14 protein-coding genes are annotated in these 16,219 nt (G+C 69.8%); 1 reads left to right on the top strand and 13 read right to left on the bottom strand.

Annotated features, from left to right (window positions below; all coding sequences use genetic code 11):
• Positions 1-102 precede the first annotated feature (102 nt).
• From AOK17_RS16910 to AOK17_RS16895, 4 genes are all read right to left on the bottom strand, one after another.
• Positions 103-960: a carbohydrate ABC transporter permease gene (locus AOK17_RS16910; RefSeq protein ID WP_079053064.1), complete on the bottom strand. Its 858-nt coding sequence runs from the start codon at positions 958-960 to the stop codon at positions 103-105.
• Between the two features lie 2 nt (positions 961-962).
• Positions 963-1,970, bottom strand: coding sequence for a carbohydrate ABC transporter permease (locus AOK17_RS16905; RefSeq protein ID WP_055613297.1), 1,008 nt, complete (start codon positions 1,968-1,970; stop codon positions 963-965).
• 64 nt (positions 1,971-2,034) lie between these two features.
• Positions 2,035-3,375 (bottom strand): ABC transporter substrate-binding protein, encoded by a 1,341-nt coding sequence (locus AOK17_RS16900; protein ID WP_055613296.1) that lies wholly within the window; start codon positions 3,373-3,375, stop codon positions 2,035-2,037.
• An 82-nt stretch (positions 3,376-3,457) separates the two neighbouring features.
• Positions 3,458-4,477, bottom strand: coding sequence for a LacI family DNA-binding transcriptional regulator (locus tag AOK17_RS16895; protein ID WP_055613295.1), 1,020 nt, complete (start codon positions 4,475-4,477; stop codon positions 3,458-3,460).
• 181 nt (positions 4,478-4,658) lie between these two features.
• On the opposite strand from AOK17_RS16895, the gene AOK17_RS16890 reads away from it, so the two are divergent.
• On the top strand, positions 4,659-5,999 hold the full coding sequence (locus tag AOK17_RS16890; protein ID WP_055613294.1) for a glycoside hydrolase family protein: 1,341 nt from the start codon (positions 4,659-4,661) through the stop codon (positions 5,997-5,999).
• A gap of 34 nt (positions 6,000-6,033) precedes the next feature.
• Here AOK17_RS16890 and AOK17_RS16885 read toward each other — a convergent pair whose 3' ends face one another.
• The 9 genes from AOK17_RS16885 to AOK17_RS16845 all read right to left on the bottom strand — a co-directional run bounded on the left by AOK17_RS16885 (position 6,034) and on the right by AOK17_RS16845 (position 16,106).
• The gene (locus tag AOK17_RS16885) at positions 6,034-7,098 is read right to left on the bottom strand and encodes an isopenicillin N synthase family dioxygenase (protein ID WP_245697197.1); all 1,065 of its coding nucleotides are present in this window, start codon (positions 7,096-7,098) and stop codon (positions 6,034-6,036) included.
• A 141-nt stretch (positions 7,099-7,239) separates the two neighbouring features.
• The gene (locus AOK17_RS16880; RefSeq protein WP_055613293.1) at positions 7,240-8,184 is read right to left on the bottom strand and encodes a sugar phosphate isomerase/epimerase family protein; all 945 of its coding nucleotides are present in this window, start codon (positions 8,182-8,184) and stop codon (positions 7,240-7,242) included.
• Between the two features lie 28 nt (positions 8,185-8,212).
• Positions 8,213-8,821, bottom strand: coding sequence for a nucleoside deaminase (locus AOK17_RS16875; RefSeq protein ID WP_055613292.1), 609 nt, complete (start codon positions 8,819-8,821; stop codon positions 8,213-8,215).
• Entirely contained in the window at positions 8,818-10,362 is a 1,545-nt protein-coding gene (locus AOK17_RS16870) for a GMC oxidoreductase (RefSeq protein ID WP_055613291.1), read from the bottom strand. The genes AOK17_RS16875 and AOK17_RS16870 overlap by 4 nt, the downstream gene beginning before the upstream one ends.
• Before the next feature lie 76 nt (positions 10,363-10,438).
• Positions 10,439-11,569, bottom strand: coding sequence for an ROK family transcriptional regulator (locus tag AOK17_RS16865; RefSeq protein WP_206190774.1), 1,131 nt, complete (start codon positions 11,567-11,569; stop codon positions 10,439-10,441).
• An 8-nt stretch (positions 11,570-11,577) separates the two neighbouring features.
• The gene (locus AOK17_RS16860; RefSeq protein WP_079053063.1) at positions 11,578-12,996 is read right to left on the bottom strand and encodes a carboxylesterase family protein; all 1,419 of its coding nucleotides are present in this window, start codon (positions 12,994-12,996) and stop codon (positions 11,578-11,580) included.
• 5 nt (positions 12,997-13,001) lie between these two features.
• Positions 13,002-13,883 carry a carbohydrate ABC transporter permease gene (locus tag AOK17_RS16855; protein ID WP_055613289.1) on the bottom strand — a complete coding sequence of 294 codons (882 nt, stop codon included), beginning with the start codon at positions 13,881-13,883 and terminating at the stop codon, positions 13,002-13,004.
• Positions 13,880-14,800: a carbohydrate ABC transporter permease gene (locus AOK17_RS16850; RefSeq protein ID WP_055613288.1), complete on the bottom strand. Its 921-nt coding sequence runs from the start codon at positions 14,798-14,800 to the stop codon at positions 13,880-13,882. The genes AOK17_RS16855 and AOK17_RS16850 overlap by 4 nt, the downstream gene beginning before the upstream one ends.
• 7 nt (positions 14,801-14,807) lie before the next feature.
• Positions 14,808-16,106 carry an extracellular solute-binding protein gene (locus tag AOK17_RS16845; protein WP_055613287.1) on the bottom strand — a complete coding sequence of 433 codons (1,299 nt, stop codon included), beginning with the start codon at positions 16,104-16,106 and terminating at the stop codon, positions 14,808-14,810.
• Positions 16,107-16,219: the final 113 nt, after the last annotated feature.

The following is a 16,219-nucleotide window of genomic DNA, read 5'->3' as shown; positions in this document are numbered from 1 at the left end:
ATGCCGTCGGCCCACACGTACACGTGATCGGCCTCCGCGAGGCCACGAGCCACGAGGCCAGGGAGTTCTCCTCGTGCTCGTCCCTCCCGTCCGCAACAGCCCTCAGCCCTTGACGGCCGAGCTGGCGACTCCCTGCACGAACCAGCGCTGGAAGAACGCGAAGACGATCAGCACGGGCAGGACCAGGAGGACGCCGAAGGCGAGGATCTGGCCCCAGTCCGGGGGCAGTTGGGCCTGGAAGACACTCATCTCCAGGGGCAGCGGGCGTACCGAGGGGTCGGAGACCATCAGGACGGGCCAGAGGAAGGACCCCCACTGGGTGAGGAAGGTCAGGATCGCCACGGACGCGAAGGCCGGCTTCGACATCGGCACGATGATCGCGAAGAACGTGCGCCAGGGGCCCGCGCCGTCGATGCGGGCGGCCTCCTCGATGCTCGGCGGGATCGAGCGGAAGAAGGTGTGGAACTGGTAGACGGAGAAAGCGTTGGCGATGAACGGGATCGCCTGGATGAAGAGCGTGTTGCGCTGGTCGTTGAACATGTAGAAGAGCGGGACGGCCACCGACTCGAACGGGACGAGCATCAGCAGCAGGATGAGGGTGAAGACGGCGTTGCGGCCGCGCCACTTCAGCCGTGAAAGCCCGTACGCCGCCATCGAGTTGACGAACAGGCCACCCGTCACCACCACGAACGCGAGCAGCAGCGAGATGCCCATGAAGCGCCAGAAGTAGCCGGTGCTGTCGGAGTTGAGGCTGCTCAGGACGTTGGAGTAGTTGTCGAAGGACAGATGGGTGGGCAGGAAGCCGGACAGGCCGTTCAGCACTTCGTCGGACGGCTTGAGGCTGCCTATCAACAGGTAGAGGACGGGCATCACGAAGATGAACGCCAGCACGCTGAGGACGGCGTAGTCGAGAAAGCGGCGCAGAGGTGTGCGGGTGAGGCCGCCCGTGTGGGTGCTCATGGTCAGTCCTCGTTGTCGGGCCGGACGACGCGGCGCTGGATGAGGGTCAGGGCGACGACGATCAGGAAGAAGACGACGGTGATCGCGGCTGCCTGGCCGACGTTGTTCTGGTCGAAGGCGGTGGTGACGGCCTGGTACATCACGGTGCGGCCGGCGTCCTCGTTGAGGCCGCCTCCCTTGACGAGGACGTAGACCTGGTCGAAGACCCGGAAGGAGAGCACCGAGGTGAGCATGGCGACGAAGACGAGGGTGCCGCGGATGCCGGGCAGTGTGATGTGGCGGAACTGCTGCCAGCGGCTCGCGCGGTCGAGGTCGGCGGCCTCGTAGAGCTCACCCGGTATCTGCTGGAGGCCGGCGAGGAGGATGACCATCTGGAAGCCGACGCCCTGCCAGATGGACAGCACGATGATCGAGGCCATCGCGGTGGCGGAGTCGCCCAGCCAGTCGAAGGCGCCCCAGTTGCCGAAACTCACCGCGTGCAGGGCGGAGTTGAGCATGCCCTGGTCGCTGCGGGCGAGGATGAGCCGCCAGATCACGGCGACCAGCGCCATCGGGAAGACGACCGGCATGAAGAAGAGGGACCGGAACAGTCCGATCGCCTTGAGCTTGCGGTTCAGCAGGATCGCCAGCCCCAGCGCCAGGCCCGTCTGGACAGGGACGACGACCACGGCGAAGGTCAGGTTGTTCAGCAGGGCCCGCAGGAAGGGGCCGGACAGGTCGGGGTCGGTGAACAGCCGCCGGTACTGCTCCAGGCCGAAGAAGGTGGGCGCGAGCGGGGAGCCGAGGCGGACGTTGTAGAAGGAGAGGACGACGGCGTATCCGAACGGGATGCCCACGAAGGCTATGAGTCCGGCGACGGCGGGCGTGGACATGAGCAGGCCGTGCAGCCAGTCGCGGTTCTTGCGCACGGAACGCGCCGGACGCACAGGACGCGCGGGCTTGGCGGCGGTCACGGGTGGGGCCTTCTCCCGGGCGTGGGGCGCGGCGTGCGCCGGTTCGACGGATGTCACGGATGGGTCCTGTTCCCGGCGGGGGCGGGCGCGGTCTGTACCGTCCCGCCCCTGGCCGATGGTCCTACGGGATCTTGTAGCCGGCGTTGTCGGAGAAGTCCTGGTCGATGGCGCGGGCGGCCTTCTCCAGAGCGCTCTTCGCGTCGGCTCCGCCGTAGATCGAGTTGAGGGCCTCGCTGAACTTGGCGGTGATGGTGGGGTATCCGGCGGTCACCGGGCGGGTGACGGCGACGCAGGACTTGGTGATGTCGCTGTCGCCGCAGGGCTTGGCGAGCTGGTCGGCGAAGAGCTGGAGCGGGCCGCCCTCCTTGTACAGGGGGCTCGCGGCGAGCGCGGTCTTCGTGGCGGGCGGGGCGCCGTTGGCCGTCGTCATCGCGGTGACGTTGGCGTCGTTGAGCAGGTAGTCCATGAAGGTGCCGGCGGCCTTGGCGTTCTTGGTGTCGGCGCCGATGCCCCACGCCCAGGAGCCCTGGCCGGTCTTGGGACCGTTGCCGAAGTCGGGCAGCGGCAGGACGACGAGGTCGTCGCCGAGGGCCTTGCTGTAGGTGGGGTACATCCAGTGGCCGACCCAGCTCAGGGCGACGCGGTCCTTGGCGAAGGCGTTGCCGTCGGTGTTGGGGTCGACGTAGGTCTTCCAGGACTGGACGGTCTTCAGTGCCGAGACGACGGCCGGCGTGTCGAGGGCGCCTTCCGCCTTGTCGCCCTTGATCAGCGAGCCGCCGGCCGACCAGACGACGGGGGCGAAGCCGTAGGTCCCCCACTCGGTGGCCAGGCCGTTGCCCTCCTGGATGTCGAGGGTCTTGCCGTCGGAGTCCTTGGCCTTCAACGCCTTGAGCGCGGCGGTGAACTGCTCGGCCGTCCAGTCGTCGGACAGGCTGGTCGGGTACTTCACGCCGGCCGCGTCGAGCAGCTTCTTGTTGCCGTAGATCCCCAGGCCCGAGTCGTACATGCCCAGGCCGTAGTGCTTGCCGCCGATCGCACCCTGGGACTTGCTCGCGTCGGTGGCGTTGGACATCGTCTTGGCGGAGACGTAGTCGTCGACGGGGGCGAGCTTCTTGTTGTAGACGAAGTTCGCCATGGTCGGGCCGTCGAACTCCATCACGTCCGGCAGCTCGGAGGCGCTGGTGGCGGTGATGGTCTTGGTGTAGTCGTTGCCGGGTATCAGCTTCAGCTCGACCTTGATGTCGCTCTGCGAGGAGTTGAAGGACTTCACCGCGGCCTGCACGGCGGCGTCCTCGCTCTTCTGGCCCTGGTGGGCCCAGACGCTGATGGTGCCCTTGCCGCTGCCGGCGTCCGCCGAGGCGTCGGTGCCACTGCCTCCGCCACAGGCGGCCAGTGCCACGAGAGGGAGCAGGGCCAGGCCCGTACAGGCCGTGCGGCGGTGCCTTCTGTTGGTCGAGCTCATGGTCTGTGCCTCCGTGCTGTGGCGTGGATTCGAGGTGTGGGAGCGCTGTCGAGGCGCGGGGTGTGTGGCTCAGAGGGGGGTGTTACTGCGGTCCGCGTGGACGGGGCGGGGCGGTGGTCTCGCGCAGGACCAGGTGGATGGGCATCTGGACGTGGCCGGGGTGTTCGGCGTCGGGTTCGTCGAGCTGGCGCAGCAGCAGGCGGGCGGCCTCGGCGCCCTGGCCCGCGACCGGCTGGGCGACGGTGGTCAGCCCGATCACGTCGGCGAGTTCGTGGTCGTCGAAGCCGACGACGGACACGTCGTCCGGGACCTTCAGCCGGTGGCGGCGCAGGGCCCGGAGCGCGCCCATCGCCATTTCGTCGGACTGTGCGAACACGGCGGTGGGCGGGCGGGAGGCGGCCAGCAGCTCGGTCATCGCCCGCTCGCCGCCCTCGAGGGTGTAGTCGCCGTCCGCCTCCAGGGCCGGGTCGTGCTCTATCCCGGCCTCGGCCAGGACGTCGAGATACGCGCGGCGGCGCTCGATGGGCGTGGTCCAGTGCAGCGGCCCGCTGGATCCGCTGATCGTGCCGATCCGGCGGTGGCCGAGGTTCACCAGATGCCGTACGGCGCTCTCCGCGCCGGCCCGGTCGTCGATGCCGACCACCGTGAAGCCGGGCCGGGCGCCGCCGACCGTGCTGGCCAGCGGCACTCCGAGGGAGCGCAGCGCCGCGGACTCCCCCTCGTCGGGGATGAGCAGCGACAGCACCGCGTCCACCCGCTTGCGGACCGGCAGCTTCGCGAAGAAGCGCTTGCGGGTCTCGGGCGTGCCCAGGTTGTACAGCAGAACGTCGTACCCGGCGGCGCTGAACACCTGCTCCGCCGCGTCGAGCACGGTGCCGAAGAACCAGCGGCCCACGTACGGGACGACGACCCCGATGGTGAATGTGCGACCGCTGGCCAGGCTGGAGGCGGAGCGGGACGCGGTGTAGCCGAGCTGTGCGGCGACGGACGCGATCCGGTCCCGCACCTCGTCGGAGACGCCTGCCCGGCCGCGCAGGGCGCGGGACACGGTGGACGCGGAGACGCCGGCGGCGCGGGCGACGTCGTTGATGCTGGCCGTCACGGCTCAGTTCCTCCCGTTGATTTCACGGCGGTGTGATCTGCGAGTGACGTGACCGTAAACCTGGCCTCGCTGTTGCGCAAGCGTTTGCGTTCATATTTACTTGGGCCGATTCCCAAGAGATACCGCTTTGGTCAATGGTCAGCGCATGCGTTTGGGCGCTGTGAGCCGACAGGAACTGTGCATGCGATACGCCCCGCCCGGCCTCTGCGTGAACGACTTCGCCCTGCTGCGCGACGAGAACGGCACGTACACGGTGCTGCACCTGCAGGGGCCCTGGACGGCGGAGTTCGACCACCTGCGGATGGAGACCTCCTACGGCCGGGCGACCTCCTCCGACCTGGTCCGCTGGCAGCCCCAGGGCACCGCCTTCGGCAACGGGCTGCCCGGCCGCTTCGACCAGCAGGCCGTGTGGACCATGCACCCGCTGCGGCACGACGGCGGAATGGCCATGTTCTACACGGGAGTGAGCGGGTTGACGGCGGACGGCTGGCCCCTGCAGTCCGTCGGCCTCGCGTACTCCGACCGCACCGACGGCACGGGCTGGCGGCGCCACGGCACCGGTCCGGTCGTCGAGGCGGACCCGCGCTGGTACCGCACCGGTGAACGCATGGGCTGGCGCGACCCGTTCGTCGTGCGCGACGACGAGGGCGAGGGCTGGGTGATGGCCGTCTGCGCGAGCGACGCCTCGCTGCCGGTGGAGGTCAGCGGTTGCGTGGCGCTGGCCACGTCCACCGACCTTGAGCACTGGACGGTCCACCCGCCGCTCGTCTCACCCGGGGACGTCGACGAGTTGGAGTGCCCGGTCCTGGAACGCCTCGACGACGGCGGCTGGCTGCTGCTCGGCTCCATCGGCGCCACCCGCGGTTTCGAGGCGTGGACAGCCCCCCGCCTGCGCGGCCCCTGGACCCGCCGCGGCCCCCTCGGCCCGACCGGCTCGTACGCCCCCCGTGTCGTCGCCGCGCCCGACGGCTCCCGGGTCGTCGTGCACACCACGCCCCGTCAGGTCGGCCTCACCGACACCGGGGAGCGCTGCCGCGGCATGCTGGCCCAGCCCAAGTCCCTTGTCGTACGGGAGGATTTGGCGCCCCGCCTGGAATGGTGGACCGGCCTGAACGTCTGGCTCGGCGAGGAGACCGACCGGCCCGCCCTCCACGCGGTCGGCGACATCGGCATCACCGGGCCGGTCGAAATCACCCTCCGCACCGAAGCCCTGGGCGACGGCCGCCCCGCCCTCTCCGTCGGCTGCGACGGCAAGAACCTGTGGATCACCGGCCCGGGCGGCCTCCGGCTCGGCGAGACCGTCCTGACCGAACCCGCCGCCACCCTCCGCATCCTCACGATCGGCGAATACGTCGAGGTGTACGCCGACAACGTCTTCGCCCTGACAGCCCTGTGCTACTCCGGGCACTCCGCCCCATGGGCAGCCGTGACCGAAGAACACAGCCGTACGATCCCCGTACGCCCGATCCGCCTGCCCGACCCCCACCGCGACGACGCCTCGGCCGTCTGGCCCGGGCCTTGAGTGACCCGGGGCGACTGCCTGGGTGCGGGGCGGTTCACTCGGTGGCGGCCCGGGCGCGTGCGGCCTCGCGGACCGCGGCCACGTTCTTCTTGCCCTGCCGCGAACCGTTCAGCTTGGCCCTGATGTGCTCTCGGACGGTGACCGGTTCGTAGGCGAGACCGTGGTCCGCGTCGAGCAGGGCGGGGAGCGTCTCGATGACCGCGTCCGGGTTCCCGTCGTGGAAGAAGGCGGCCGAGCGGCGCCGCAGGATCGTCCCGTCGACGACAGGCGGCTTGACGCGGTGCAGCGTCGACATCCACCGGTCGTTGGTCAGCCGGGCCGTGAGATCACCGAGGTTCACGAGCAGAGCGCCGTCCGCGGGCGCCACGTCGTGCCAGGTGCCGTGGCGGTCGAGCACCTGGAGCCCGGGAACCTGGTCGGCCCACAGCACGGTGACGATCCCGTAGTCGGTGTGTTCGCCCATGCCCATCAGCTCGCCGTCCAGGTCCACGGTGCCTTCGGGCAGGGCGTAGTTGTTCATACGGAGCACGTCGATGGAGTGCCCGGTGATCGCGTCGAAGAAGTCGGGTGTCAGGCCGAGGGCGTCCGCGAAGATCCGCGCCAGCGTGCGTGCCACCCGTGAGGCGTGACCGAAGTAGGCCTCCACCCGAGGCGTGAACTCCTCGATGTCCGGCCACACGTTGATTCCGAAGTCGTCCTCGGACAGGCCGAGTTCGGGCGGGAAGGAACGCGCCTCGACACCGACGTTGAAGGCCTCGAAGAAATCGTTCATCCGCGAGGCCGACTCAAGTCCCAGGCTCAGGCTCAGCGACTCGCTCTTCGGGGGGCTGTATCCGCGGTTGGCGCCGCCGACGCGGTACGCCTTCTTCGCCTCCAGCGGCAGCGCGAAGAAGGCGTCCATCGCCCCCTTCAGACCGTCGAGCGCGTGCTGCGGAACGCCGTGCCCGAGGATCTGGATGAACCCCACCTCGGCACACGCGGCGTCGATCAGCCGTGCCACACTCGCCCGCTCCTCGTCCGTACCGTCTCCGATGTAGGGGGAGATGTCGACGGCCGGCACGGTGAACTTGGGCGTCGAGGTGGCAATGTGAGACTTCACTGTCGTGCGTCCTTCCAGACTGTGATCATTTGGCGAAGGGCCGCCGGCCGGCCCGTGTTCCCTGCCCAGTTTCGGGGCGGCGCAGGTCGCGCGGCATCCACTTCCTCCGGGATCCACCGCTGAGGGCGACGGCCAACCGGCTCAGGAGAGAAGCCCGGCGTCTGCCCGTATCCCCTTCGCCACGGCCGTCCCTGTCCGGAGCGCGGCGACGGGATCGGCCGCCTCGTCCAGCTCGATGAGCACGATGTCGGCGCCGGGGGTGAGTGACATCGCGGCGGCCCATCCTCTCCAGTCCACGATGCCCGTACCCAGTTCGGTCATGTAGGGCTGCTGTTGGGCGAAGACCGTTTCGTCGATGGTGAGTTCGACGTCGATCGGCTTGACCGCGTCCTTCCAGTGCGCCAGTGCGATGCGTTGGGAGTGGCGACGCGCGACGGCGACGGGGTCGCCTCCCCCGAGGGCGATGTGGCAGGAGTCGGGGCACAGCCACACGTAGCGCGGATCGGTCAGCGCCATGAACAGGTCGATGTCCCTCTCGTACCAGAGGGTGCTGTTCGACTCGGTGTGGAAGGCGAGCTTCACCCCATGCTGTGCGACGGCCTCGCCGACGATGTGGGCGATGTCTGCCATCCGGGTCATGTACGCGGCGTCGACGAAGAAGGGCGGGCGCGTCCCCGACGTCGCACGCATGGGCAGCCCGGCGACGAGAAGTCCGGCGCCCACGTCGGCGAGGAAGGACGCACGTCGCTCGGCATCGGCCACTATCGCGGGCAGGCTGTCGCTGTCCCGCCAGTCGGGGCATTCGCTCTCGGCGATGAAGGCGCTCACGACCGACAGGCCGCGGGCCCGCAACTCATGGCGGAACGACGACGCGTCGCCGAACGCGCGCAGGACCGAGTCGATGTCGCCCGGCGCGAAGGTCAGCTCGATGCCGGTGACACCGGCCTCGGCCAACGCGTCCATCGTCCGGTCCCAGAAACGCTCGGGGTTCTTGACGGCCCAGTCGCGAAAGGCGTCTGCGGATTCGAGGCCCCAGAATCCGGGATGGTAGAAGGTCACGATGTCGGTGGCGAAGCGTGGTGCCACGGGAGTCTCTCCATTCGGATCGGCGGAATCATTCGGCGCCTGCGCGCGCGTTGTAGACGACGATGCCGTCGGCGTCGACGGCCTCCCGGTAGCCGCGGAACACCGCGAGCGCCTCGTCCCGGAGCACGTCCCGCACGACCTCGATGCCGCGCGCCTGGAACTGCTCGGCCCAGTCCGCGCCGAGCGGACCCTCGTCGAACGTGGTGATCTCCTCCAGTTCCGGGCCCTCGCCGGCGACCACGAGGCCGCGCACCCCGGACCACATCGCCGCGCCGTAGCACTGGATGCACGGACGCCAGTTCACCACCAGCTCGTGCGCCGGCATTCCGTCACCACCGAGGTCCCAGCCGCCCGTCGCCGTCTGGGCCAGTCCGAGGGCGACGACTTCGGCGTGCGCGCTGGAGACGCCGGAGGCGAGTACGACGTTCACGCCGACCGAGACGATCCGGCCGGTGTCCCGCTCGGCGACGAGTGCCGCGAACGGGCCGCCGTTGCCCTCACGCCAGTTGCGGTCGGCCAGCCGGTGCACGAGGCGCATCCGGTCGTCACGGTCGGGAATGACAGCGGGGACGGCGGCCAGTTCGTCGTCGATCCACGTCGGGAGCACCACCCGGTATTCCTTTGCGATGTCGATCATGATCGGACTTCCTCTCGATGCGCGGCGAGCGCGGCGGTCCGGGCGGCGACGGCCCGGGCGGCCCGTACGGCCGTCACCGCGCCGGTCAGGGTGACGTTGGCGGCCATCGCTGTGGGGATCACGCCGTTGCCCGCGAGGTACAGGTTGTCGTAGCCCCACACCCGGCCGTCCGGGCCGCACACGCTGGTGCCGTCGTCGACCGGGCCGGAGCGGACGGTGCCGGTCAGGTGCAACGACGAGCCGGGCGGGAGCAGCGCACGCTCCGTCGCGGGATCGAAGGGGCCGAATTCCTCGGCAATCGACTGGATGTCGTCGAGTGCCCGGCCGAGCAACGTGCGGTCCGCGTCGGAGTAGCCGAACTCGACACCGATTCGGGGCATGCCTGCGAGGTCGGTCTCGGTCGGCGAGAACACCAGCCGGTTCTCGGGGCGCGACTCGACAGGCACGTACAGCGAGAGGCCCACGGAGTGGGCGAGGGGGCGGCCGTCTTCGTCCACGTACGTTCGGTTCATGATCTGGCCGTGGAACGGCTGCGCCGCTCCGTTCTGGGGCAGCCAGAGCGAATCCGTGCTGAACTCGCCCACGCGCGGCAGGGGCAGGGCGTCGAGCCCGATGCCGAACCGGTCGGGGTCGAGCAGTACCCGGGCGGTGATGAACGCGTGCTCGTTGAGGTAGCGGCCCAGTGCTTCGGGCCGGATGCCCGAGGCGAAGAGCAATTGCGGGGTGCGCAGCGCGTCGGCGCACACCACCACGACGTCCGCGAGGAGTTGCGACTCGGCGCCGTCGGCGATGCGACGCAGCCGGGCGCCGGCGACCCGGCCGTCCGAGACGATGAGAGCGGTCGCGAGGGTACCGGTCAGCAGGGTGAAGGCCGGGTCCTCGCCGGTCGCCATCGCGGGGAAGATCGTCCCCGGAGCCGTGCGCGGCATGGGGCCCGATGCCGGCGTGGTGACGGCCATGGGCATCGGCTGTGGCCGCCGGTCGTCCGGTCCGATGCCGTCGAAGCGCCGACGCAGTACGTCGAGCACGATCCGGCCGACGTCGGTCGGACCGATCGCGGACGGGGTGACCGCGAGCACCCGGCGCGCGGTGTCCAGGTCCGTCGCCCAGCGGGCCGGGGCGCCGAAGTCGAACACCTCGTCCCCGGCGGGCCAGGGCGTCGCGGCGGTCCAGTGCACGCCCATGCCACCGGCGTTCCACGCGAGCGCTGTCGCGGGCATCGCCTCGGCGCCCTCTCCGAAGGCAAGCGCGTGGAACATGCCGGGTGTCAGATCGTCGAGGCTGCCCGCGGCATCGCGCACCACCTCGGCGCCGGTGTACATGCCCTGGATGCCGGTGCCGACCCGTTCGTTGTAGCGCGACCAGAGAACCGGATCGTCGACGTCGTGCAGGTGCAGGCCGGGGACCTCGCCGATCGCACTGCCACCCTCGACCATCGTGATGTCCAGCGCCGGATCGGTGTCGCGCAGCAGTCTGGCCACGACTGATCCCATGATGCCGCTGCCCACGACGAGGACGCTGGTGCGAGTGGTGCCGGTCAAAGGGAGACTCCTGTCCTGTACTGCTGCCTGGTACTGACGTCTGCCACGCTGTCCTGCTTCCGCTGGTGGTGAGCGTTCACGCGCTCGGGGCGAGCGGGCCGAACAGCTGCGTGTCCATCGAATCGAGTGCCAGCTTGACGGCGCCGATGAGGTCGGCATCGCGCCCCAGACACGTGGCACGCAGCTCGACCGCGGGGGTGCGGGCGTCGTGCATCGCCTTGCGCACCCGGGGCAGCAGCACATCGGCCGCGTCCTCCAGACCGCCGCCGAGCACGATGAGCGACGGCGCGACCGTCCACGACAGGGTCGTGAGGATCGACGCGATGTTCTCCACGAATTCGTCCACCTCGGCGAGCGCTGTCGCATCACCGGCACGAGCCGCGTCGAAGCGGTCGAGCGCGACCCTGCGTCGATCCGGTTCCGGGGAGGTGAGCCCTGCCACCGGGCGGTTCTCCACCGAGCCGGTCGGCATCGATACCGCTTCGACGATCTCGCCGGCGGCACCGTCGAGCCCCCTGTGCACGGCGCCTCGGATGAGGATGCCCAGGCCGGTCCGGTTCCCGAGTATCGCCCATACGACGTTGTCGTGATCGCCGGCCACGCCCCGCCAACGCTCCGCGAGGGCACCGAGATTGGTGTCGTTGTCGGCGAACCAGGGCATCGGGACCCGCTGCGCGAGTTCCTCGGGGAGGTTCACGCCTTCCCAGCGCGTCGTGTGCACCAGGCGTCGTACGACCCCGTCGTCGTCGATCGCGCCACCGCTCGCGACAGCACCGGCCCGAAGACGGTTCGCCGACCCGCCCGCGTCGTCGAGCGCCTCCAGCACGAGTGCCGCCGCGTCGTCGAGCGTGGACTGCGGATCCTGGTAGGCGCGCAGCGGCCGGTGCGCCCGGCCGACGACACGGCCGCGTACGTCGGCGATGACCGCGGACGCGTCCAGGGTGGTGATGCGCACGGCCGCCAGCAGCGCGTGTTCGGCCCGCAGTTCGTACCGGCGGGCCGGGCGCCCTGCACAGCCACTGGTCGGCACGCGGTCCAGTTCGGTCACCCAGCCCGCCTCGACGAGCGAGTCCAGGACGACCTCGATGGTGCGGCGGGAGAGGCCGACCTGCTCGGCGAGCTCGGTCAGCGTGATGGGCCCGGCCGACACCGCCAGTGCGCGCAGGATGACCGAGGTGTTGATGCGTCGGACGGCGCTCTGGTTCATTCCGGACATCAGCACGCCTCCGCCACCCCGGACACCGCCGGTACCACCGGATCGAACACGCCCGTGGTGTCGGCGGTGAGCGCAGCGCCGCGACGACCGTATTCACGAGCCGCGTCGCCGAGTGTCCCGGTCGCCCTGGCCCAGGCGGGCTCCTGGCCGCGTACGAACCCGACCAGATCAGCGTGGGTCAGTGCGGCCAGTTCCCCTGGCGGGTTCGGCCCGAGCGCTTCACCGACTCCGGGTGCGTCGAGCACGTCGAAGAAGAACGGGATGTCGACGCAGTGCGTGGCGCCACCGAGCACCGGGGAGGGCCATTCGAAGGAGTACAGCCAGGTGCCGGCGGCGGCGTCGCGGCGGGAGGCCGCGACGCGCGGGCAGGCGACGCGGAAGAGGGTGTCCGTCACCCGGGTGCCTGCCTCGCGGCTGCCTGCTGTGCTGGTGGTGGTGTCTCCGTCGAATTCGTCGCCCGTGGCGCCGAGCAGCAGCGGTACGGCGTGTCCGTGCCGGGTGAGTCCGTCGGCGATGGGCGCGGGCAGAATGTCGTCGCCGACGAACAGGCCGAGCGCCGGCATGGCGTCGCCCTGCTCGTCCCGCAGGTCGATGACGCACTGCTGGATGTGCTCCACGGCGCGGTCGGCGAATCCGGCTCGCGTCGGCGGCACACCAAGCCGGTGCCCGAGCCGCCCGAGGAAGTCGCGTGCCGCGTCCCCGTCTGCCGCGAAGATGCCACCGGACAGGCCGGCGGCACGGTGGAAACGGCCGCTGCCCGCGGGCGACGAGAGCAGCGCGAGGACCGCCGCTCCCCCGGCCGACTGACCGGCGACGGTGACCCGGTCCGGATCGCCGCCGAAAGCGGCGATGTTGTCCTGCACCCAGTCGAGCGCGAGCAGCAGGTCGCGCAACCCGAGGTTCGCCGGGACGCCGTCCAGTACGGCGAATCCGTCGACGCCCAGCCGGTAGCCGACGGTGACGCAGACCACGCCGTCGCGGGCGAAGGCACGGCCGTCGTACCACGGGCTGGCCGGGCTCCCCGCCAGGAAGCCGCCGCCGTGGATCCACACCAGAACCGGGAAGGGCTCGCGGTCGTCGTCGGCGTCGGGCGCGACGATCCCTAGGTTCAGCACGTCGTCGCCCGGCACCGACGGCTCCGGCACCGTGGTCGTGGCGAACAGCGGCACGCGCTGCGCGGTGGCACCGTGCCGGGACGCGTCGAACGGCTCCGTGAACCGGCCGCGGCGGGCCGGCGCTGCGAACCGCCGTGCGCCGGTGGGAGCTTCGGCGTACGGAATACCGAGGAAGCGCCGAACCGAGCCGGTGCGACGGCCGATGACCGTGCCCGCCGGCGCGCGGACGGTGACGGTCTCCCAAACTTCGGCCGGGCGGACCCTCGTCTCGTTTCGCTCGCCGGGCGTGTCGAACGAGTCCATGGGGGTCACCGCATTCCCGTTCCGGCGACGCCCTGCACGAAGTAGCGCTGCAGGAACAGGAAGAGCACCAGCACCGGCAGCATCACGACGATCGCCCCGGCGAGCAGCAGACCGTAGTCGGTGACGTGCGCCGCGGCCTGACTGGTGGCGGCCAGGCCCACCGGCAGTGTGTAACTGGACATGCTCTGGGCGACGATGAGCGGCCAGAGGAAGTTGTTCCACGAACTGAGGAACGACATGATCGTGATCGTCGCGACAGCGGGTCCGGCCAGCGGGAGAAAGATCCCGAAGAAGATCCGGAACTCCCCCGCGCCGTCGATCCGGGCCGCTTCGAGCAGTTCGTCGGGGATCGACATCGCGTACTGCCGCATGATGAAGACCGACAACGGCAGCGCCACGCTCGGCAGCGCGACACCGGTGAGGGTGTCCGCCAGGCCCAGGTCGACCGTGATCACGAACTGCGTGACGAACACCGAGGTGAGCGGCATCATCATCGCGCCCATCACCGCGGCGAACGCGATCCGCCTGCCGGCGAAGTCGAGCTTGGCGAGTGCGTAGCCGGCGGCCGACGCCGCCACGATGTTGCCGGCCACCACCATGACCGCGACCACGACGCTGTTGACCAGGAACCGGCCGAAGCCCTCTGTGGTGAACAGCCGCGCGAAGTTGTCGAAGGTGAGGTGCTGAGGGACCCAGGCACCGGGGTCGGAGCGGATCTCGTCGAGACTGCGCAACGAGCCGCTGATCACCCAGACGAACGGAAGCATCGTGAGCAGCGCGCACAGCACGAGCGCGCCGTACAGCAGGGGCCGGGAGACGGACCGGCGGCGCACCGCGATCCGGTCGGTGGTCATGTCGGCGTTCTCCAACGCGGCGAGGGCGGTCATGTGCGGGGCCTCAGCAGCCGGAACTGGACGGCGCTCACCAGCATCACGAGCACGAGCGTCACGAACGACGCCGCCGAGGACATCCCGAACTCGCCGGCCCCGAACTGGTGGTAGGTGTACAGCGCCACCGATTCGGTGGAGCCCAGCGGGCCGCCGTTGGTGAGCAGGTACGGCTCGTCGAACACCTGGAGATAGAAGACCGTCAGCAGCACCGACACCATGAGAGTGGTGGGCCGCAGCAGCGGCAGGGTGATGTGCCTCAACTGCCGCCACCGGTCGGCCCCGTCGAGGGAGGCGGCCTCGTACACGTTCTGCGGAATCGCCTGCAGGCCGGCGAGGAACAACACCATCGCGATGCCGAAGTTCCGCCAGACGCCGAGCAGGATGACCACGGGCATGGTCAGGTTCGGGTCGTCCAGCCAGTTCGGCCCGGCGAAGCCGACAGCACCGAGCGTCTTGTTGACGGTGCCGCCCGCGTTGAAGGCGTACTGCCAGATCAGGGCGACCGCTACGACGTTCGTGACAACCGGCGCGAAGAAGACCGTGCGGAACACGCCGCGCAGCCGACGGATGCCGGAGTTCAGCGCGAGAGCCAGCGCGAGTCCGATCCCCATGGTCAGTGGCACGCCGACGGCCACGAAGACGGCGGTGTTGAGGATGTCCCGCAGGAAGCTCTGGTCCTGGAACAGGCGGAGATAGTTGTCCAGTCCGGTGAAGTCCACCGCGAACGGATGACGCAGATCCGCGCCCCGCAGGTCGGTGAGGCTGAACCCGAGCGCGGCGACGGTGGGGACCGCCGTGTAGACCAGGAACACGACGGTGAACGGTGCCAGGAACAGCCAGCCCACAGCCGTTCGACGGGCGCCCCGAGGACGACGAGTTCTGCGAGGCACCTTCTGGAGGACGGTGACGGTCATCCGCGGATCACTCCGTGCCCGTGCCGAGGCTGTCGGCGTACGACTGGAGGTTCGCGGCGGCCTTCGCGGCGGTCTCCTCGCCCTTGGCCACCGCTTCCATCTCCTTGCCCAGCCGGGTCGCGACCTGCGGCCAGGTACTGACCTGCGGGAACGCCTGGGTGTTCTTCAGCTGCGTCAAGAAGGCGTCCAGCAGCGGCTGGCCCGCGATGGCGGAGTCCTTCCAGGCGGAGACGACCGCAGGCAGCGAGCTGTACGCCTTGTACTGCGACACCTGCGTCCTCGGGCTCGATATGTACCGGATGAGCTTCCACGACGCGTCCGCGTTGTCGGTGTCGGCAAGCACCCCCCAACTGCCGCCCGCGGAGAAGGAGACGCTGCCCGACGCCCCCGCCGGCAGCGGCGCCGTGGCCACGTGGGACGCCGTCCAGCCGTCCTTCTTCGCGGCGGCGTCGAGCTGGCCGATGACCCATGGGCCCGTGATCATCGTGGCCGTCCTGCCGGACACGAAGTACGGCTGTGAGTCGAGGAACCCGGGCCCGGCGGTGTCGGCGGTCCCCGAGGTGTAGAACGACGCGTTGTACGTGATCGCGTCGACCATCGCCGGAGTGTCGAGCGTCCACTCGCCGCCCGAGGACAGCAGCGAACCGCCCGCCTGCCAGGCGTACATCGCGGCGTCCTGGCCGTTGAAGATGTCCCAGCCGATGTCGGCTCCGAGGCCGTGCGCGGCTCCGGCGCCCTGAAGCGCCTTGAAGAACGGCACCATCTCGTCCCATGTCTTCGGCGCCTCGACGCCCGCCTTCCTGGCCAGGTCGGAGCGGTAGACGAGCGCGTAGGTGTACGCGTACCAGGGCACCGTGTAGGCGACGTCCTTGACCACACCCGCGTCCCACAGGCTCGTGAAGAAGCTGTCCGGGTCGACGAGGCCGTCCGGAACTGGCCGGAGGATCGACGGATCGAGGAACTGCGCCTGCGACTCGGGAAAGAACTGGGCGACATCGGGCCCCTTGCCCGCCGCGATCGCCGACTGGAGTTTGGTGTAGTAGTCGGCGTTCGGGATCAGCGTGAACTTCACGTCGAGGTCGGGGTTCGCCGCCTTGAAAGGCTTGATGACCTTGTCGAGCACGTCCGCATCGCCCTGGGCGGCCCAGACAGTGATGGTGCCTGTGGCCGGGGAGCTGGCGATGGGCTCGGCGCCGGCTTTCGCGGTGGTGTCGTCACTGCGGCCACAGCCCGCCAGGGCGAAGCTGCCGAGGAGAGCGATGCCGCCGGTCAGCCGTAGGGCATCGCGTCTGGAGAGGTTGGACACTCGGGGCTCCTGTCACATGAAGGCGCTGAGGACAGTGATGTGCTTTCTGGTGAAAGCAGCCTTTTCAGCCTGATGGACCCAATGCGACCGATGGGTCCTATGCGGCCGATAGT

Origin of the sequence: Streptomyces phaeochromogenes (assembly GCF_001418655.1) — a bacterium.
GTDB lineage: Bacteria > Actinomycetota > Actinomycetes > Streptomycetales > Streptomycetaceae > Streptomyces > Streptomyces phaeochromogenes.
Note: the sequence above shows the minus strand (reverse complement) of the source record. Positions and strands in the feature narration are given on the sequence as shown.